The sequence below is a fragment of the Telluria aromaticivorans genome (assembly GCF_013003915.1).
Classification (GTDB): Bacteria; Pseudomonadota; Gammaproteobacteria; order Burkholderiales; family Burkholderiaceae_D; genus Telluria; species Telluria aromaticivorans.
Genome location: NZ_JABAIV010000002.1, coordinates 660358 through 676266, shown reverse-complemented (window position 1 = coordinate 676266; position 15909 = coordinate 660358). Strand labels below are relative to the sequence as shown.

Annotated in this window: 14 protein-coding genes; 10 read left to right on the top strand and 4 right to left on the bottom strand. The window is 65.1% G+C overall.

The annotated features are described in order from the left end of the window. Positions 1 to 71: 71 nt before the first annotated feature. Together HGB41_RS08345 and HGB41_RS08340 are read left to right on the top strand one after the other, a co-directional pair. Positions 72 to 266: a hypothetical protein gene (locus tag HGB41_RS08345; protein ID WP_171083045.1), complete on the top strand. Its 195-nt coding sequence runs from the start codon at positions 72 to 74 to the stop codon at positions 264 to 266. A 259-nt stretch (positions 267 to 525) separates the two neighbouring features. Further along, the gene (locus HGB41_RS08340; protein ID WP_371868487.1) at positions 526 to 2763 is read left to right on the top strand and encodes a putative bifunctional diguanylate cyclase/phosphodiesterase; all 2238 of its coding nucleotides are present in this window, start codon (positions 526 to 528) and stop codon (positions 2761 to 2763) included. Between the two features lie 238 nt (positions 2764 to 3001). Here HGB41_RS08340 and HGB41_RS08335 read toward each other — a convergent pair whose 3' ends face one another. Continuing rightward, positions 3002 to 3976 carry an endonuclease/exonuclease/phosphatase family protein gene (locus HGB41_RS08335; protein WP_171083043.1) on the bottom strand — a complete coding sequence of 325 codons (975 nt, stop codon included), beginning with the start codon at positions 3974 to 3976 and terminating at the stop codon, positions 3002 to 3004. Positions 3977 to 4014: 38 nt separating this feature from the next. Here HGB41_RS08335 and HGB41_RS08330 point away from each other — a divergent pair, with 38 nt between their 5' ends. From HGB41_RS08330 to HGB41_RS08320, 3 genes are all read left to right on the top strand, one after another. Further along, positions 4015 to 4503 carry an aminoacyl-tRNA deacylase gene (locus HGB41_RS08330; protein ID WP_171083519.1) on the top strand — a complete coding sequence of 163 codons (489 nt, stop codon included), beginning with the start codon at positions 4015 to 4017 and terminating at the stop codon, positions 4501 to 4503. An 88-nt stretch (positions 4504 to 4591) separates the two neighbouring features. Beyond that, positions 4592 to 5212 (top strand): glycerol-3-phosphate 1-O-acyltransferase PlsY, encoded by a 621-nt coding sequence (gene plsY / locus HGB41_RS08325; protein ID WP_171083040.1) that lies wholly within the window; start codon positions 4592 to 4594, stop codon positions 5210 to 5212. 265 nt (positions 5213 to 5477) lie between these two features. Beyond that, positions 5478 to 6155 (top strand): DsbA family oxidoreductase, encoded by a 678-nt coding sequence (locus HGB41_RS08320; RefSeq protein WP_171083038.1) that lies wholly within the window; start codon positions 5478 to 5480, stop codon positions 6153 to 6155. Between the two features lie 15 nt (positions 6156 to 6170). On the opposite strand, the gene HGB41_RS08315 is transcribed toward HGB41_RS08320, so the two are convergent. From HGB41_RS08315 to HGB41_RS08305, 3 genes are all read right to left on the bottom strand, one after another. Beyond that, positions 6171 to 7016, bottom strand: a complete 846-nt coding sequence (locus HGB41_RS08315; RefSeq protein WP_171083036.1) for an endonuclease/exonuclease/phosphatase family protein — start codon at positions 7014 to 7016, stop codon at positions 6171 to 6173. 154 nt (positions 7017 to 7170) lie between these two features. Next, positions 7171 to 8211 carry a tRNA (adenosine(37)-N6)-threonylcarbamoyltransferase complex transferase subunit TsaD gene (gene tsaD, locus HGB41_RS08310; protein ID WP_171083034.1) on the bottom strand — a complete coding sequence of 347 codons (1041 nt, stop codon included), beginning with the start codon at positions 8209 to 8211 and terminating at the stop codon, positions 7171 to 7173. Positions 8212 to 8408: 197 nt separating this feature from the next. Continuing rightward, positions 8409 to 9467 (bottom strand): 3-deoxy-7-phosphoheptulonate synthase, encoded by a 1059-nt coding sequence (locus HGB41_RS08305; RefSeq protein ID WP_171083517.1) that lies wholly within the window; start codon positions 9465 to 9467, stop codon positions 8409 to 8411. Positions 9468 to 9587: 120 nt separating this feature from the next. Here HGB41_RS08305 and ybiB point away from each other — a divergent pair, with 120 nt between their 5' ends. The 5 genes from ybiB to HGB41_RS08280 all read left to right on the top strand — a co-directional run bounded on the left by ybiB (position 9588) and on the right by HGB41_RS08280 (position 15737). Further along, the gene (gene ybiB, locus HGB41_RS08300) at positions 9588 to 10547 is read left to right on the top strand and encodes a DNA-binding protein YbiB (RefSeq protein WP_171083032.1); all 960 of its coding nucleotides are present in this window, start codon (positions 9588 to 9590) and stop codon (positions 10545 to 10547) included. Positions 10548 to 11023: 476 nt separating this feature from the next. Next, entirely contained in the window at positions 11024 to 11557 is a 534-nt protein-coding gene (locus HGB41_RS08295; protein ID WP_171083030.1) for a DUF4402 domain-containing protein, read from the top strand. A gap of 34 nt (positions 11558 to 11591) precedes the next feature. Beyond that, a complete protein-coding gene (locus HGB41_RS08290; protein ID WP_171083028.1) occupies positions 11592 to 12086 on the top strand; it encodes a DUF4402 domain-containing protein in 495 nt (164 codons plus the stop codon). A 9-nt stretch (positions 12087 to 12095) separates the two neighbouring features. Continuing rightward, positions 12096 to 12953 carry a fimbrial biogenesis chaperone gene (locus HGB41_RS08285; RefSeq protein WP_171083025.1) on the top strand — a complete coding sequence of 286 codons (858 nt, stop codon included), beginning with the start codon at positions 12096 to 12098 and terminating at the stop codon, positions 12951 to 12953. 204 nt (positions 12954 to 13157) lie between these two features. Further along, positions 13158 to 15737, top strand: coding sequence for an MSCRAMM family protein (locus tag HGB41_RS08280; RefSeq protein WP_171083024.1), 2580 nt, complete (start codon positions 13158 to 13160; stop codon positions 15735 to 15737). The last annotated feature ends 172 nt before the right edge of the window (positions 15738 to 15909 follow it).

The following is a 15909-nucleotide window of genomic DNA, read 5'->3' as shown; positions in this document are numbered from 1 at the left end:
ACGGGCCGGCTAGTCCATAATGCCCATGGCACGGTCGCACGACCATCTTTTTTCACCGCAACGAGGACAACATGGCAAAGACAAATTTCGGGTACGAAAAACGGCAGCGGGAACTCGAGAAGAAGCGCAAGGCGGAAGAAAAAGCGCGCCGCAAGCAGGAAGCCAAGCGTGACGAGCCGAACGGCACTGAGGGCGAAGCGTCCGACGTCTCGGCGGACGCCCCCGAAGGGGAATCCGCAGAGACGGTGTCGCAAAACGCCAGCTGACATGGGTTCGCGCTCGGGCTCCGTCTTGGTGACAAGATGGAGCTCCTTGCGCACGGTGAAACTATAAGGAACACGGCCACCCGCTTCCAGCGGGATGCGACAGGCCGCCGGGCGGCGGGTCTGGAACGCAGAAAAACGCGATGAACTGATGCCAGGGCGATGCTTTTGCGCCTACGCAAACGGCATACGCAGGGAGCGTGGAAGATGGTGGGATTGTCATGGGCGTCATGACTTTTTCCGTCTGTAAAGGATCTTTCCCGTGAGCGAGCCAAAACACGATCGGCCGGCCGGTGACGGCCAGGCTGGTGGCGCTCATCCGGGACGCGAAGGGACCGGAAACCCTGCTACGTCCCGTGACATTCCGGCCCCCACCGACCACCTGCGCGGCCCCGACGGTCCTGGCCCGCAGCCGCGCCCCGATGGACCGCTCGACGGCTTTGACGTCGACGGTCCCGGGCGCGAAGCGCTCGACTGGCTCTACCGTTTCGTGACGGCGATCGAGCTGGCGCCGGCGGTTGCCGTGCATTCGGTCGATGCCGGCGGCATCATTCGCTTCTGGAATCATGCCTGCGCACAGTTGTTCGGCATTCCGGCCAGCCGCGCGCTGGGCCGGCCCTTCCGCGAGATCGTCTCGCACCTCGAGCGCCAGGCCGAGTTCGACGACACCATCGCCGGCATCTGGCACGACGGCGTCGCGCCGGCGCCGCGCGACTGGAAGGTCCAGACCGCCGGAGGCCGGCGCCTGTGGCTGCACTCCAACCATTTCCCGGTCAAGCGCAACGGCGCCGCCCAGCAGGTGTTCTGCATGGAGGTGGACATCACGGCGCGCAAGCAGGCCGAAGACAAGCTCATGCAGGCAGCGCGCGTGTTCCAGAACGCGCACGAGGCGATGATCGTGATGGATGCCGAATACCGCGTGCAGATGGTCAACGGAGCCTTCACGGCGATCACCGGTTTCGATGCGGCCGACATCGTCGGCTCGACCCTGGCCAGCCTGCCTTGGGGCGAGGACGAAACCGGCTTTTACGAAAGCATCTGGTCGCAGCTCGACGGCAACGACCACTGGCAGGGCGAAATGCCGGCGGTGCGCAAGAACGGCGAGCGCTACACTTCCTGGGTGGCCCTGACCACCATCTGCGACCCGCACGGCCAGGCCAGCAGCTATATGGCGATGATGTCCGACATCACCGAACGCAAGCGGGTCGAAGAGCAGGTGCGGCACCAGGCCGAGCACGACCCGCTCACCGGCCTGCCGAACCGCACGCTCTTCCTCGACCGCATGCACCAGGCGCTGGCCACCTGGCGCCGCCAGCGCGACAGCTTCGCCGTGCTATTCCTCGACCTCGACCGTTTCAAGTCCATCAACGACAACAATGGCCATCAGGCCGGCGACGCCGTGCTGCGCGAGGTCGCCGCGCGCCTGCGCGGATGCGTGCGCCGGGTCGACACCATCAGCCGCCTCGGCGGCGACGAGTTCGTGGTGCTGCTGGCCGATATCGGCGGCGCCGACCAGGCCGCGCACGTGGCCGCCTCGGTGATGCAGGCGATTTCACATCCCATCGACGTCGGCGGGCAGGTGCTCGGGCTGTCGGTTTCGATCGGCATCGCCATCTGCCCCACCGATGGCCAGGACGTCGACACCCTGATGCACCATGCCGACGTGGCGATGTACCACGCCAAGCACAACGGCCGCAACAGCTTCCGCTTCTTCAGCCCGGAAATAAACGCCCGCGTGGTCGAACGCGGCGAGCTCGAACAGGGCCTGCGCCAGGCGCTCGACAACGGCGAGTTCCTGCTCGAATACCAGCCCGGGCTCGATGTCGGCAGCGGCCGGGTGATCGGCGTCGAGGCCCTGATCCGCTGGCACCATCCGCAGCGCGGCCTGTTGCTGCCGCACGAATTCCTGCCGGTGGCGGAGGAATGCGGCCTGATCGTGCCGATCGGCGAATGGGTGCTGGACGAAGCCTGCCGCCAGGTGCGCAGCTGGCGCGGCGAGGGACACGAAGTCACCCTGGCAGTGAATTTGTCGGACGGCCAGTTCCTGCACGACGAGTTGTTCGATACTGTCGACGCGGCGCTGGGCCGGTCCGGACTGGACCCGGCCTTCCTGCACCTCGAAATCACCGAGGGCGCGCTGATGCAGGGCGATGGCGGGCTGGACGGCACCGTGGCGGCACTGCGCGCCCGGGGCGTGCAGCTGGCGGTGGATCGCTTCGGCACCGGCATGGCCAGCCTGTCCTCGCTGCGGCGCTTCCCCCTATCCAAGCTCAAGATCGACCGCAGCTTCGTGAACGACATCGAGCACGACCCGGACGATGCGGCGCTGATCCCGGCGATCATTGCGGTGGCGCGCAGCTTGCGGCTGCGGGTGGTGGCGGAAGGCGTGGAGACCGGGGAACAGCTGCGCTTCTTGCGCGAGCATGGGTGCGACGAGTACCAGGGGTTTTATGCGGCGGGGGCGAGTAGCCGGCCGGATTTTGGCTTGACGCCCAGGTGATCCGGTTCCGCTAGAGTTAGACCGTAGGGTGGGCAGATCCTGCCCACGCGGTGATAGGTAGCAGGTGAAATGCCCGGCGCGATGATCTTGCCGCTGGCTGAACGCGTCAGGAGCGTTAGCTGGTGGGGAAAATCCCGGCGCGATGATCTTGCTACTGGTTGAACGCGTGGGCAGAATCTGCCCACCCTACGGGTCGCGGAATCATTGATGGTGCGGCCGAAGGGGCGTCACTACCCCTTCAATCCAGCCCGCCATGAAACTGCCCATCCTGCGGATACAGCAGCACCCGCGCCAGCACTTGCCCATGGTCCGACGCCGGCGCCAGCCCCAGGTCGAGGTGATCGTTGAGATACACCACGTCCATCACCTCGCCGATCGCATTCGGCACCAGCGGATTGAATTCGTGCGAGACCAAAATATGGTCGATGGTCGAGTGGCGGCTTTCGTGCACGATCGAGAAACCCACATTGCGCTGGCCGTCCTGGTGACGCCGCAGCCGGGCCGCATCGAACATCCGTTCGGCCAGCGGCGAACCTTCGCCCAGCACGATCTCGGTGGTCACCGAATCGGCGACGTCGTTGAAGTCGCCCAGCACCACGCGCGGGCGCTGGCGGTCGCGCGCCATGTCGGTAAGCAGCACCCGCAGCGCGGCGGCTTCGGTGCCGCGCCGGATCAGCGAGCGCAGGCAGGCGAGGGCGTATAAATTCGGGTCTTCGCCGGTGTCGCTGCTGCGGTAGTCGGGCCGGCGCGACTTCAGGTGCACCACCACCACGTCAACAAACGTGCCCGGCGCCAGCTCGACCTCGGCGTGCAGCGGCGCGCGCGTGAAGCGGTCGGGATCGCGGCTGCCGGGCGGCATGGTCACGCTTTCCGGGAATAGCGACAGCGCACGGCCCGGGCTTGCCAGCGGCAGGCGCGACACCAGTGCCACGCTCGGCGTCAGGCGCGGCGCCTCCGGGTCCGGGTCGAAGCCCAGGTGGGTCGCCTCGCGGTAGTTGCGGGTACGCGCCAGTACCTCGCGCAGGCAAGCCTGCGAAAAGATTTCCTGGAAGCCGATCACGTCGGCGTTCAACAGGTCCAGTTGCTGTGCCGTCCAGTCCAGCTTGGCTTCGTATAGTTCCGGGGTGCAGGGCTCGAGGTTGTCGTAGCAGCGTACCCCCGGCGGAGCCAGGTTGAAGGCATTGAAGGTGGCAAAGCGAATTTCTTGCTGCATAATAGAAACCCCTTATGTTCGTCTTTAGCGTACCACGCATGGCCAAGAAAGAGCACGTGTCTGAGACCCCTGCGACGCAGTTCCTGCGCAAGCATGGCGTCACATTTTCCGAACATCCTTACGACTACGAAGAACATGGCGGCACCGCCGTTTCCTCGCGTGCACTCGGCGTGCCAGAACACAATGTTGTGAAGACCCTGGTAATGCAGGACGAAGCGGCGCGGCCGCTGATCGTGCTGATGCACGGCGACTGCAAGGTCTCCACCAAAAACCTGGCGCGGGCGATTCCCTGCAAGTCGGTCGAGCCCTGCAAGCCCGACGTGGCGCAGCGCCATTCGGGCTACCTGGTGGGCGGCACCTCGCCCTTCGGCCTGCGCAAGCCGATGCCGGTGTTTGTCGAAGAAAGCGTGCTGGCGCTGGACCGGATCTACATCAACGGCGGCCGCCGCGGCTACCTGGTCGGCATCGCACCAGCCGTGCTGGCCGAGGTGCTCGGCGCACGGCCGGTGCAATGCGCGCTGGAGTGAGCTTCCAGGCAGCACAGCCGATGGTGTATATTCCGTGCGCCCCACGGGATACCGCAGTCCCGAACCGACAACAAAGACAAGAGACCAGATGAATACCCTGATTGCCACCATTGCCGCTTACCTGATCGGCTCGATTTCCTTCGCGGTCGTGATGAGCCGCGTGTTCGGCCTGTCTGACCCGCGCACCTACGGTTCCAAGAACCCGGGCGCCACCAACGTGCTGCGCAGCGGTAACAAGAAGGCGGCGATCGCCACCCTGATCGGCGACGGCTTCAAGGGCTGGCTGGCGGTATGGCTGGCGATCAAATACGGTCCGCAATACGGCATCGACGACGCCGGCGTGGCGCTGGTCGCCATCGCGGTCTTCCTGGGCCACCTATGGCCAGTGTTCTTCCGCTTCGTCGGCGGCAAGGGCGTGGCGACGGCGCTGGGTGTGCTGCTCGGCATTAACGTCTGGCTGGGACTGGCGACGCTGGCGACCTGGCTGATCGTGGCCTACGCCTTCCGCTATTCGTCGCTGGCGGCACTGGTCGCCTCGGTGTTCGCGCCGTTTTACTACGGGCTGCTGTTCGGCGCCGACGAGATCCTGTTTGCGGTGGCCGCGATGAGTGCGCTGCTGCTGTATCGGCATAGCGGGAATATCGCCAACCTGATGGCCGGCAAGGAGTCGAAGATCGGGAGCAAGTCGGCGGGGGCGAAGAAGAAATAAGGCTTGCGGCTGCTTGCAGAAATGGGATCCCGGCCTTCGCCGGGATGACCTGCCGAGAGAGCGGGCTAAAAGCTGGCTTGACCTCGCATCACTAGCTTAAAAACCGTCATCCCGGCGCAGGCGGAAACGATGCCCCTGGCATCGTTTCGTCCAAGTTGCGTTCCGCAGTCAAACATCCCCCTCGCATCACGTCTATCCCCACATCGCGTTACCATACCGCCACCTGGCACGCACCGTGCCGCATTGAACAGGAAAGGTGGCATTCATGACCAAGCAACTCAGGATCGATTTCGTATCGGACGTCTCGTGCCCGTGGTGCGCGATCGGCCTCAAATCGCTGGAGCAGGCGCTCGAACGCGTCGACGGCGAGATCGCGGCCGACCTGCATTTCCAGCCCTTCGAGCTGAACCCGGACATGGGCCCGGACGGCCAGGACATCGTCGAGCACATCACCGAGAAATACGGCGCTACCGCCGAGCAGCAGGCGAACAGCCGCGAGATGATCCGCCAGCGTGGATCTGACGTTGGCTTCGTGTTCGAGATGGAGCGGCGCGGCCGCATCTATAATACCTTCGATGCCCACCGCCTGCTGGCCTGGGCCGAGGAATCCGGCCGCCAGCGCGACCTCAAGATGGCGCTGTTCGAAGCCTATTTCACCCATTGCGAAGACCCCAGTAACCACGATGCGCTGCTGCGCGCCGTCGAACGCATCGGCATGGATGTGGAAACGGCTGCCCGCATCCTGCAGTCGGCCGACTATGCCGATGAAGTGCGCGAGCGCGAGAAGTTCTTCCAGCGTGCAGGCATCCAGTCGGTGCCGGCCGTGATCATCAACCAGCGCCACCTCATCTCCGGCGGCCAGCCGCCGGAAGTGTTCGAGCAGGCGCTGCGCGACATCTCCGCCAAGCTCGATGCCGCGCCGGCCGAGCCGGCGCAGCAGTAAGCGTTACTCCAGGCGTTATTTGAGATCCAGGACCACCGGCTGGTGGTCCGAGGCCGCCGTTTCCGACTGCACCTCGACTGCCGCCACGCGCGGCGCCAAATCGTCGGTGACGAAGAAATGGTCGTAGCATTCCGGCCGCTCCGGCCACGGATAGCCATGCAGGCCGGTGGTCGGCGCGCGGGCGACATTGCCGTTGGCGACACGCCAGGCGTCGAGGAAGGGCGGGGCGCCGCCATCCAGGGGCGCCAGCAGGGCCTGGTAATCCTCGGCATCCGGGGCGAAATTGAAATCGCCGCACAGGATGCTTGAGGCCGGGCGGAAGCCCAGCTGGTAAGGCGCGTCGAGGTTCGGGTCTGGCTGGAAGATGCGCGAGCGGGCGCTGGCCTCGGCATGCAGCTCGCGGATGCGCTGCACCTGCGCCATGCGCTGCAGCGGCGAGTAGTACTCGAGATGGGTGGTCATCAGGCGCAGCTTGCCGTTGGGCGCGTCGAGCACCGCTTCGATCAGGCCGCGCGGCATGCCTGCCGGATTGCCCGGGTCGGCCGGCCACGGCAGTAAATGGCGGTGGACCTGCGAGATACGGTATTTCGAAAGGATCAGGTTGCCGAACAGGCGAGGCGAATTGTTCTTGTAGAGCTCACTCGGGGCGTGTTCCATCATGTGGTAGCCCCCAAAAGCGCCGCCGAGCTGCTTGAACTGGTTCGCGGTGGCGCCGCCATTCAGTTCCGGATGGTTGGCCGCCACTTCTTGCAGGCACACCACATCCGGATTCAGCCGCCGCAGGACGTCGATGATCGCGTGAATACGGATCCGTCCGTCCTTGCCACAGCCCCAATGAATGTTCCAACTTACTACGCGCATCGCAAACCCTCCGTAAATCTTAACCGTCGGATATTGCCATCGTTTGGCGAGGGGCGGTCACACCGTAGGATCGATGTCAGCCTTGCAAGTTCAATATCGCGCGCACCACGCGTGCACCATTCGGGTGCCGCGCTTTGGCCGCTTTTGCTTGCGTTTACGCTGCCTCCAGCTCGTCCAGCGGCCAGCGCGGGCGCACGTTGAAGGCGTAGTCGCGCTGGGCCAGCGCCGGGTTGCGGGCCAGGCGCAGGGCGCCGGCAAACGCGATCATGGCGCCGTTGTCGGTGCAGAATTCGAGCTCCGGGTAATACACCTTGAAGCGGCGCTTGACGGCCGCTGCGTCCAGCGAGGCGCGCAGCTGCTTGTTGGCGCCGACCCCGCCGGCGATCACCAGGCGGTTCAAGCCCGTGTGGCGCAGCGCATTCACGCATTTCGCAGTCAAGACGTCCACGATCGCATCGACGAAGCCGCGCGCGATATTGGCCTTGTCCTGCTCGCAGATATTCGCCACAACCTTCTGTTCGTGGTTCTTCACCACCGTCAGCACCGCGGTCTTCAGGCCCGAGAAGCTGAAATTGAAGTCCTTCGAATGCAGCATCGGGCGCGGCAGGGTGTAGGCGGTCGGGTCGCCGAATTCGGCCAGGCGCGAAATCGCCGGCCCGCCCGGATAACCCAGGCCCAGCAGCTTGGCCGACTTGTCGAAGGCTTCGCCGGCGGCATCATCTAAGGTCTCGCCCAGCAGCGTGTAGCGACCGACGCCGTCCACCCGCATCAACTGGGTGTGGCCGCCCGAGACCAGCAGCGCAAGAAAAGGAAAATCCGGGCGCTCGCTGGCCAGCAGCGGCGACAGCAGGTGGCCTTCCAGGTGGTGCACGCCGAGCACCGGCTTGTCGAGCGCCAGCGCCAGGCTGCAGGCGACCGACGAGCCGACCAGCAGCGCACCGGCCAGGCCGGGGCCCTGGGTATAGGCGATGGCGTCGATGGCTGACATCGGGATATCGGCACGCTTCAGGACTTCGTCCAGCAGCGGCAAGGCGCGGCGGATGTGGTCGCGCGACGCGAGTTCGGGCACGACGCCGCCGTATTCTTCGTGCATCGCCACCTGTGAATGCAGGGCATGGGACAGCAGGCCGCGCTCGGTGTCATACAGAGCCAGGCCGGTTTCATCGCAGGAGGATTCGACGCCGAGAACGATCATGGAGAGGGGAACAGCAGGAGGAAAAGCAGGATTTTACCGTAGGGTGGTCGGCTTCGCCGACCGCGCGTTCAAATCACGCCTGAAATGACGCGCGCCGGTTTTCATGATGTGTTTGAACGCGCGGGCGGGAGTGATTCAAGCCAGTGGCTTGAATTACAAACCGCCCACCCTACAAAAGCGGCGTCCAGCAAACAATATTACGGGCGCTGAAGGAGCTCCCGATGCGCGCTGCGCAACATCTCCTCCGTCTCTTCCCACCCGATGCACCCATCCGTCACCGAGCAGCCATACTTCAGCTGCGACAAATCTTCCGGAATTGCCTGCGCCCCGCTGACGATGTTCGATTCGATCATCACGCCCACCAGCGAGCGGTTGCCATGCCTGATCTGCTGGATCACGTCCGACATCACCAGCGGCTGCAAATCCGGCTTCTTGTAGCTGTTGGCATGCGAACAATCCACCACCAGGTTGGCTGGCAGCCTGGCCTTGGCCAGCGCCTGTTCCGCAATCGCCACCGACACCGAATCGTAGTTGGGACGGCCGCCGCCGCCGCGCAGCACTACGTGGCCGTAGGCGTTGCCGCTGGTGCGCACGATCGAGACCGTGCCCTGGCCATTGATACCCAAAAAGGCGTGCGGGCTGGCCGAGGACTGCACCGCGTTCACCGCGATGCTCACATCCCCGTCGGTGCCGTTCTTGAAGCCGACCGGAGTCGACAGGCCCGACGACATCTCGCGGTGGGTTTGCGATTCGGTGGTACGCGCGCCAATGGCGGTCCAGGCAATCAGGTCGCCCAGGTATTGCGGCGAGATCGGGTCCAGCGCTTCGGTGGCGGTCGGCAGGCCCAGTTCGCAGACGTCGAGCAGGAAGCGGCGCGCGCGTTCCATGCCGACATCGACGCGGAAGGAGTCGTCCATGAAGGGGTCATTGATATAGCCCTTCCAGCCGGTGGTCGTGCGCGGCTTCTCGAAATACACCCGCATCACCAGCACCATGGTGTCGGCCACTTCCGCCTGCAAGGCCTTGAGCCGGCGCGCATAGTCCAGGCCGGCTTCCGGGTCGTGGATCGAGCAGGGGCCGACGACCACGAACAGGCGCTTGTCCTTGCGGTCGAGGATATTGCGCAGCGTTTCGCGGCCACCCATCACGGTGGCGAAGGCGCTGTCGCTCAGCGGCAGCGAGGCGTGGAGTTCGTTCGGCGTCGGCATCTGCGCGAACGAGCTGACGTTGGTATTTTCAATGGCAGGCGTATTGATCATGGCGCTGTGGTGTCTGGAGGGAATAACCAGTGTAGACCGAAAATGCTGCACTTGCACAAGAGGGCGGCGAAATCTCCAGGCGGCACGGCCGCGCCAAGGCGTTGTATGCTCCACCATATGGACAAGACCACTGAACGATTTGCCGCCGCACCCTTCATTAAAGAGATAGGACGCGGCGTGAAAGGCGCGCGCAGCATGTCGCGCCTGGACGCGCGGGCGCTCTACGCGGCCATGCTCGAACGCCGCGTCTCCGACCTGGAACTGGGCGCCATCCTGCTGGCGATGCGCATCAAGGGCGAGTCGGTCGAGGAGCTGGCCGGCTTCATGGATGCGGCCGAACATTCGTTCGCGCCGCTGCCGGCCCCGCCGGGGGAGTATGGCCCGGTCCTGATCCCGAGCTATAACGGCGCGCGCAAGCTGGCCAACCTGACGCCGCTGCTGGCGCTGCTGCTGGCGCGCGAAGGCGTGCCGACCCTGGTGCATGGGGTGCGCACCGATCCGGGCCGCATCACCACGGCCGAGATCCTGGCCGAGCTCGGCCTGGCCGAAGCCGGCTCCAGCAGCGATATCCTCGAGGCGGCAGCAGCAGGCCGTCCGGCCTTCATGCCGATCGAGCGCCTGGCGCCCGAGCTGGCGCACATGCTGGCGCTGCGGCGCATCCTGGGCGTACGCAATTCCACCCACACCCTGGTCAAGATCCTGCAGCCATTTACCTGCCCGGCGCTGCGACTGGTGTCATACACTCACCCCGAATACCTGGAAACCCTTGGCGCTTATTTCACCACGGCCGCGCCGCCGGAGCGGGGCGATGCCTTCCTGATGCGCGGCACCGAAGGCGAAACGGTCGCCAACCCGCACCGGGCACAGCAGATCGACTGGTTCCATGGGGGCGAGCGCAGCCTGCTGGTCGAGCGTGATGCGCCGGCCGACGAGCTGGCCGAGCTGCCGGAGGCGCGCGACGCTGCCACCACGGCAGCCTGGATCGCCGCTGCCTTGCGCGGCGAGGTGCCGATTCCCCGTCCGATCACTGCGCAGCTGGCGCAATGCCTGCAGGTAGCCCGCGCCCTGCGCCGCTGAGCCGGTGGCCCACCCCCCGATTTTCTGCTACCTGACCAAAAGGCCATCCGTGACGGATGGCCTTTTGTCCGTTTAATGACTCGATTACGTTGGATCGCAACAACATTTGTGTTGCCAAAACATATGTTTATGCGTATTGACAGCGTGTTTTTGTGAGACACACATCATCTACAAAATGGTGGGAATCTCCCATGAACTTACCTTATATGCGGGCAAATTTAGGTGATAGTTATCGCTCCACTTGTATAGACGAATATTTTCTTAACAATTATTGATGAAATTGACAAGATATTTACAGGTTTGAACTTGCTGAAATAGTGATTTATCACAAAAAGCCGTTATTATTTTCTTGCAACATAGCAAAACGATACCGAGCAGCAACGTTTAATGTTTCTTAGCGAACATCGTTGTGAAAGGTTCGTAAGAACAGTCCGGCGAGAATCTGCCGCTCCATCACTATCTGAAGGAAGACCAGAATGACCAAGCACGCCCGTTTTACTTCGACCCACCTTCCGCTTGCAGCCCTGGCAGTGGCAGTCGCCGTTGCCGCCGGTAGCGCACATGCCGCCAGCACCCAGGCTGCCACCAGCAGCACTGTGATCACCCCAATCAACATCGTCCAGGCTGCCGACCTGTCGTTCGGCAACTTCGCATCGGGCGGCGCTCCCGGCACCGTGACCGTCAGCCCGAACAACTCGCGCGGCGTGACCGGCGGCGTTACCGGCATGGCGGGCGGCAGCACCGCGGCCCAGTTCACCGTGACCGGCCAGGGCACCTCGACCTATTCGATCAACGTCGTGGGCACCGCACTGACCTCGGGCGGCAACTCGATGGCCTTCACCCCGATCACCGACCTGACCGCCAGCGCCATCACCACCGGCACTGTGACGGCCGGCGCCCTGACCGGCGGCACCCAGACTATCTTCGTCGGCGGCGTCCTGACCGTGGGCGCGAACCAGGCGCCTGGAAGCTATTCCGGCACCGTCACCGCAACCGTCGACTACAACTGAGGGCGGTACGGCAGCGGCGCAGCCTTCCAGAATCATGCAGGTACGTCGCTACCACGCACTTCTCGCCGCCGGCACCCTGGTGCTGGCGGCCCTGATCCTGTCCTGCCAGCATGAGGCCCAGGCCCAGCAAATCGTGCTCAGCAATGCGCGCGGCCTGGATTTCGGGCGTTTCGTTGCCGGTACCGGCGGCACGGTCATCCTCAGCCCCACCGGCGTGCGTTCGCGCACCGGCGGCGTCATCCTGCTCAATTCCTCCACGGCCGGCCAGGCCATGTTCAACGTGGGGAAAAGCAGCAATGGGGGCAACAACAAGGCCGTCATCATTTCGCTACCCGCCAATGGGAGCACCCGGCTTAACAGCGGGGCCAACAGCATGGCCGTGAATACCTTCGTCAACAACCCGGGATCGCTGGCTTCGGTGCCCAGTGGCGGCACCACCCTGTCGGTCGGCGCGACCCTGGTCGTCGCTCCCAACCAGCCACCCGGCAATTACACCGGTTCGTTTCCACTGACCGTCAATTTCCAGTAGGACTCCATCATGTTTTTCGCATCCGCACACCTTGGCTCCCTGCGCCGGGCACTGTCCCTTTTCCTCGCCTGCCTGCTGCTGGCGACGTGTTCGCCTGCGTTTGCCGAATTGATGCTGCACCCGACGCGCCTCGTGTTCGACAAGAACACCCGCGCGGCCCAGATCGAACTGATCAACAACGGCAGCAAGCCGGCCAGCTATCGCATTTCGCTGGTCAATCGCCGCATGACTGAGGCCGGCCAGTTCGAGGCGGCCGATACCGCCCAGGACGGCGAGCGCTTTGCAGACAGCATGCTGCGCTATTCGCCGCGCCAGGTCACGCTGCAGCCGGGTACCGCGCAGACCGTGCGCGTCATGCTGCGCAAGCCGGCCGACCTGGCGGAAGGCGAGTACCGCTCGCACCTGCTGTTCGACAAGCTGCCGGATGTCGAAGGCAATGCCAGCATCGAGAACCGTGGCGCAGGAGAGGCCCAGATTGGCGTGACGATCAATGCCATGGTGGGCGCTTCGGTGCCGCTGATCGTGCGCCACGGGAACGTCGGCGCCAGCGCCGGCCTGGCCGGGCTGGCGCTGCAGAAGGACGCCGCCAGGCGCCCGGTCCTGACCCTGCGCTTCGAGCGTGAAGGGTCCAGCTCGCTGTACGGCGACGTCAGCGTCAGCTTTACGCCACGCGGCGGCAAGCCGGTGAGCCTGGGCCAGGTCGGCGGCATTGCGGTCTACACGCCGAACCGCATGCGCCAGGCCGCGCTGCCGCTGCAGGTGCCGGACGGGGTGACGCTGGCCGGAGGCACCATCGAGGTCGCTTACCACGAGCGTCCGGAAGCGGGCGGCAAGCTGCTGGCGAAAGCCGGCCTGAATTTGCCATGATGTCGCCAATGAGCCTGCCGTAATGCGGTGCCTGCCATCTTCCCTCTCTTGATTCCTGCCTGATCGCACAAGAGCTTCCTCGGACAATGTTTTTTGAGCAATAATCGTGTTGTCGGGCTGACCGCCGGTCAGCCGCGAACACGTGTACGCACGCGCGCAGGCACCATGCAGGGTTTTCGAACGGGATTTCTTGTTGCAGGATTGATGTTGCTGCCGGCTTTGCCGCCGGGGGCGGCGGCGGCGACGTCGCAACAATCCGAAGCCAACCTCGTCCTTCTCGAAGTCCGGCTGGGCAACCAGCTCCTGTCCGACGCCGTCACCGGCTACGAGATCGGCCGCGAGGTCTTCCTCCCGCTCGGTGAACTGTCGCGCCTGCTGACCCTGGCCATCCGGGTGTCGCCGGGCGAAGGCCGCGCCAGCGGCTTCATCCTCAGCGAAGAGCGCGGGTTCAGCCTCGACGTGCCCGGCCGGGTGATCGAGATCGCCGGCCGCCGCGAAGAACTCGACCGCGCGCAATTCAAGCTGCAGCCCGATGAGATCTATGTTGCCGGCAGCCTGCTGCAACGCTGGCTGCCGGTGGACCTCGAGCTCGACATGTCGAGCCTCGCCCTGAAGGTGCGCCCCCGCGAGCAGCTGCCCTTGCAGGCAAGGCTGGAACGGCGCAAGCATGGCAGCATGCCGGGCGCGCCGGGCGGCTATGTCGACCCCGGCTACCCGCGCCTGGCCACGCCTTACCGGCTGGCCGACGTGCCCTTCATCGACCAGACCATCGGGGTGTCCACCAGTAATACGAATGGGCGGCGCCAAACGGAAGCGGCCTACACCGCCTACCTGACGACCGACCTGCTCGGGATGGAAGCGGCCCTGTATGCCGGCCGCAACCGGCAAGACCCGTCCTCCGGCCTGCGCCTGACGCTGGGGCGCAACGACCCCGACGCCGGCCTGCTCGGTCCGCTGCACGCGCGCACGGCGCTGTTCGGCAGCGTGCCCTTGCCGGGCGTACCCAATATCTCGCCGAGCAGCGCGACCGGCAACGGCGTCCTGGTCAGCAACCGGCCGCTCAACCAGCCCACCAGTTTCGACCGCCACACCCTGCAGGGCGCGCTCCCGCCCGGCTGGGACGTCGAACTGTTCTACAACGAGGCCCTGGTCGGCTTCCAGCAATCACGCCCGGACGGCAAGTACAGCTTCGAAGACATGCCGCTGGCCTATGGCCCCAACGAGTTCCGGCTGGTGTTCCACGGTCCGCTGGGACAGCTGCGCGTCGAGCGCCAGAGTTTTTTGCTGGAGCAGTCGGCGGTGCCGCGCGGCGCGCTCTACTATGACGTCGGCGCGCACCGCGACCTGGCAGGGCGCGGCCGCGCGCTGGCGCAATTCGAATGGGGCGTGAACGACAGCATCAACGCCCTGGGCGGCTGGCAACGCGTGCCGATGTTCGACGGCACGGCGCGCACCTATGCCAACCTGGGCCTGCGCGGCTACTGGAACAGCTTCATCGCCACCGCCGATGCTGCGCGGGCCGACGACGGCGGCACGCTGGCCCAGCTGGGCGTCAAGACCCGGCTGGGCAACGTCGCCGTGTCGGCCAGCCACGCGCAATTGAATAAATTCACCAGCGACTTCTTCAACCAGGCCGCCGACCCGGTGCGCACCCGCGACGAACTGCGCGTCGAAGGCGTCATTGCGCCAGGCGGCACCCAGTTCTTCCCGGTCGCGCTGCAGGTGCGGCACGACCGGCTGGCCTCCGGCGTCCGCCACCTCGATGTGCAGGGCAGGATCTCGGCCTATCGCAACGGCGTGGCGCTGACCAATGCGCTGCGCTGGCAGAAGGTCGGCAGCCACGAACTCGCTGACGGCCTGTTCCAGGTCAGCCGCAGGGTGGCCGGCATCGGCCTGTCCGGACAGCTGCAGTACACGCTGTCGCCCGATACCGCGCTGGGCAGCGCGGCCGTTTCAGCCGACTATTACCTGAACGACGGCTACCTGCTGAACCTGGGCCTGATGCGCAGCTTCCAGAACCGCGAACTGCGCGCCACCGGCGCCCTCAACAAGAGCCTGGGCAGCTACGGGCTCGGCATCAACGGTTTTTATTCCAACCGCCGCGAATACGGGCTCGGCCTGCAGTTCTTCATGGCGATGGGCCTGGAGCCGCGCAGCAGCCGCCTGATGCTCGACGCCCAGCCGATGGCCAACATGGGCGCCGCCTCGATCCGCGTGTTCTTCGACAAGGACCTGAACGGCATCATGGACGGCACCGACGAAGCCATCGCCAATGCCGGCTTCACCGTCAACGGCGCCAATTACGCGGCCCGCACCGGCACCGGCGGCATTGCCTACCTGCCGCGCCTGCCCACGCACCAGAACACCGACATCAGCCTCGACCCGGACACGCTCGACGACCCGCAATGGCAGCCGCGGGTGCCCGGCGTGCGCATCGTGCCGCGGCCGGGCAAGGTAAGCCAGGTCGAGTTCGCGGTGAACATGACGGGCGAGGTCGACGGCACCACCTATTTGTATGCCAACGGCGCCCGGCGCGCCATCGGCGACCTCCGCCTCGAAGTGGTGGACGCCGCGCGCAAGGTGGTGGCCACCATCACCAGCGCGGCCGACGGCTATTTCGTCATCAGCGGCATTTTCCCGGGCGACTATTTCCTGCGCGTGTCGCCCGAGCAGCTCAAGCGCCTGGGGCTAACGGATACGGGCATGCACATGATCACCATCGGAAAGGATGGGACGGTGCTCAACGGGCGCGACCTCGACGTGCGCGCCGGAGATGGAGTGTAGCTACTATCAGAGCGGCGCCCTGTACGGCGCGGCGAATTTTCGTAGGGTGGTCGGGTCCTCCCGACCGCGCGTTCAATCTGGCATGCACTGTGGCGACGCACGATCTGGTTGAACGCGCGGTCGGCAGAGCCGACCACCCTACATGCCAAGGCGCCTCCCGACCTGGTCAGAT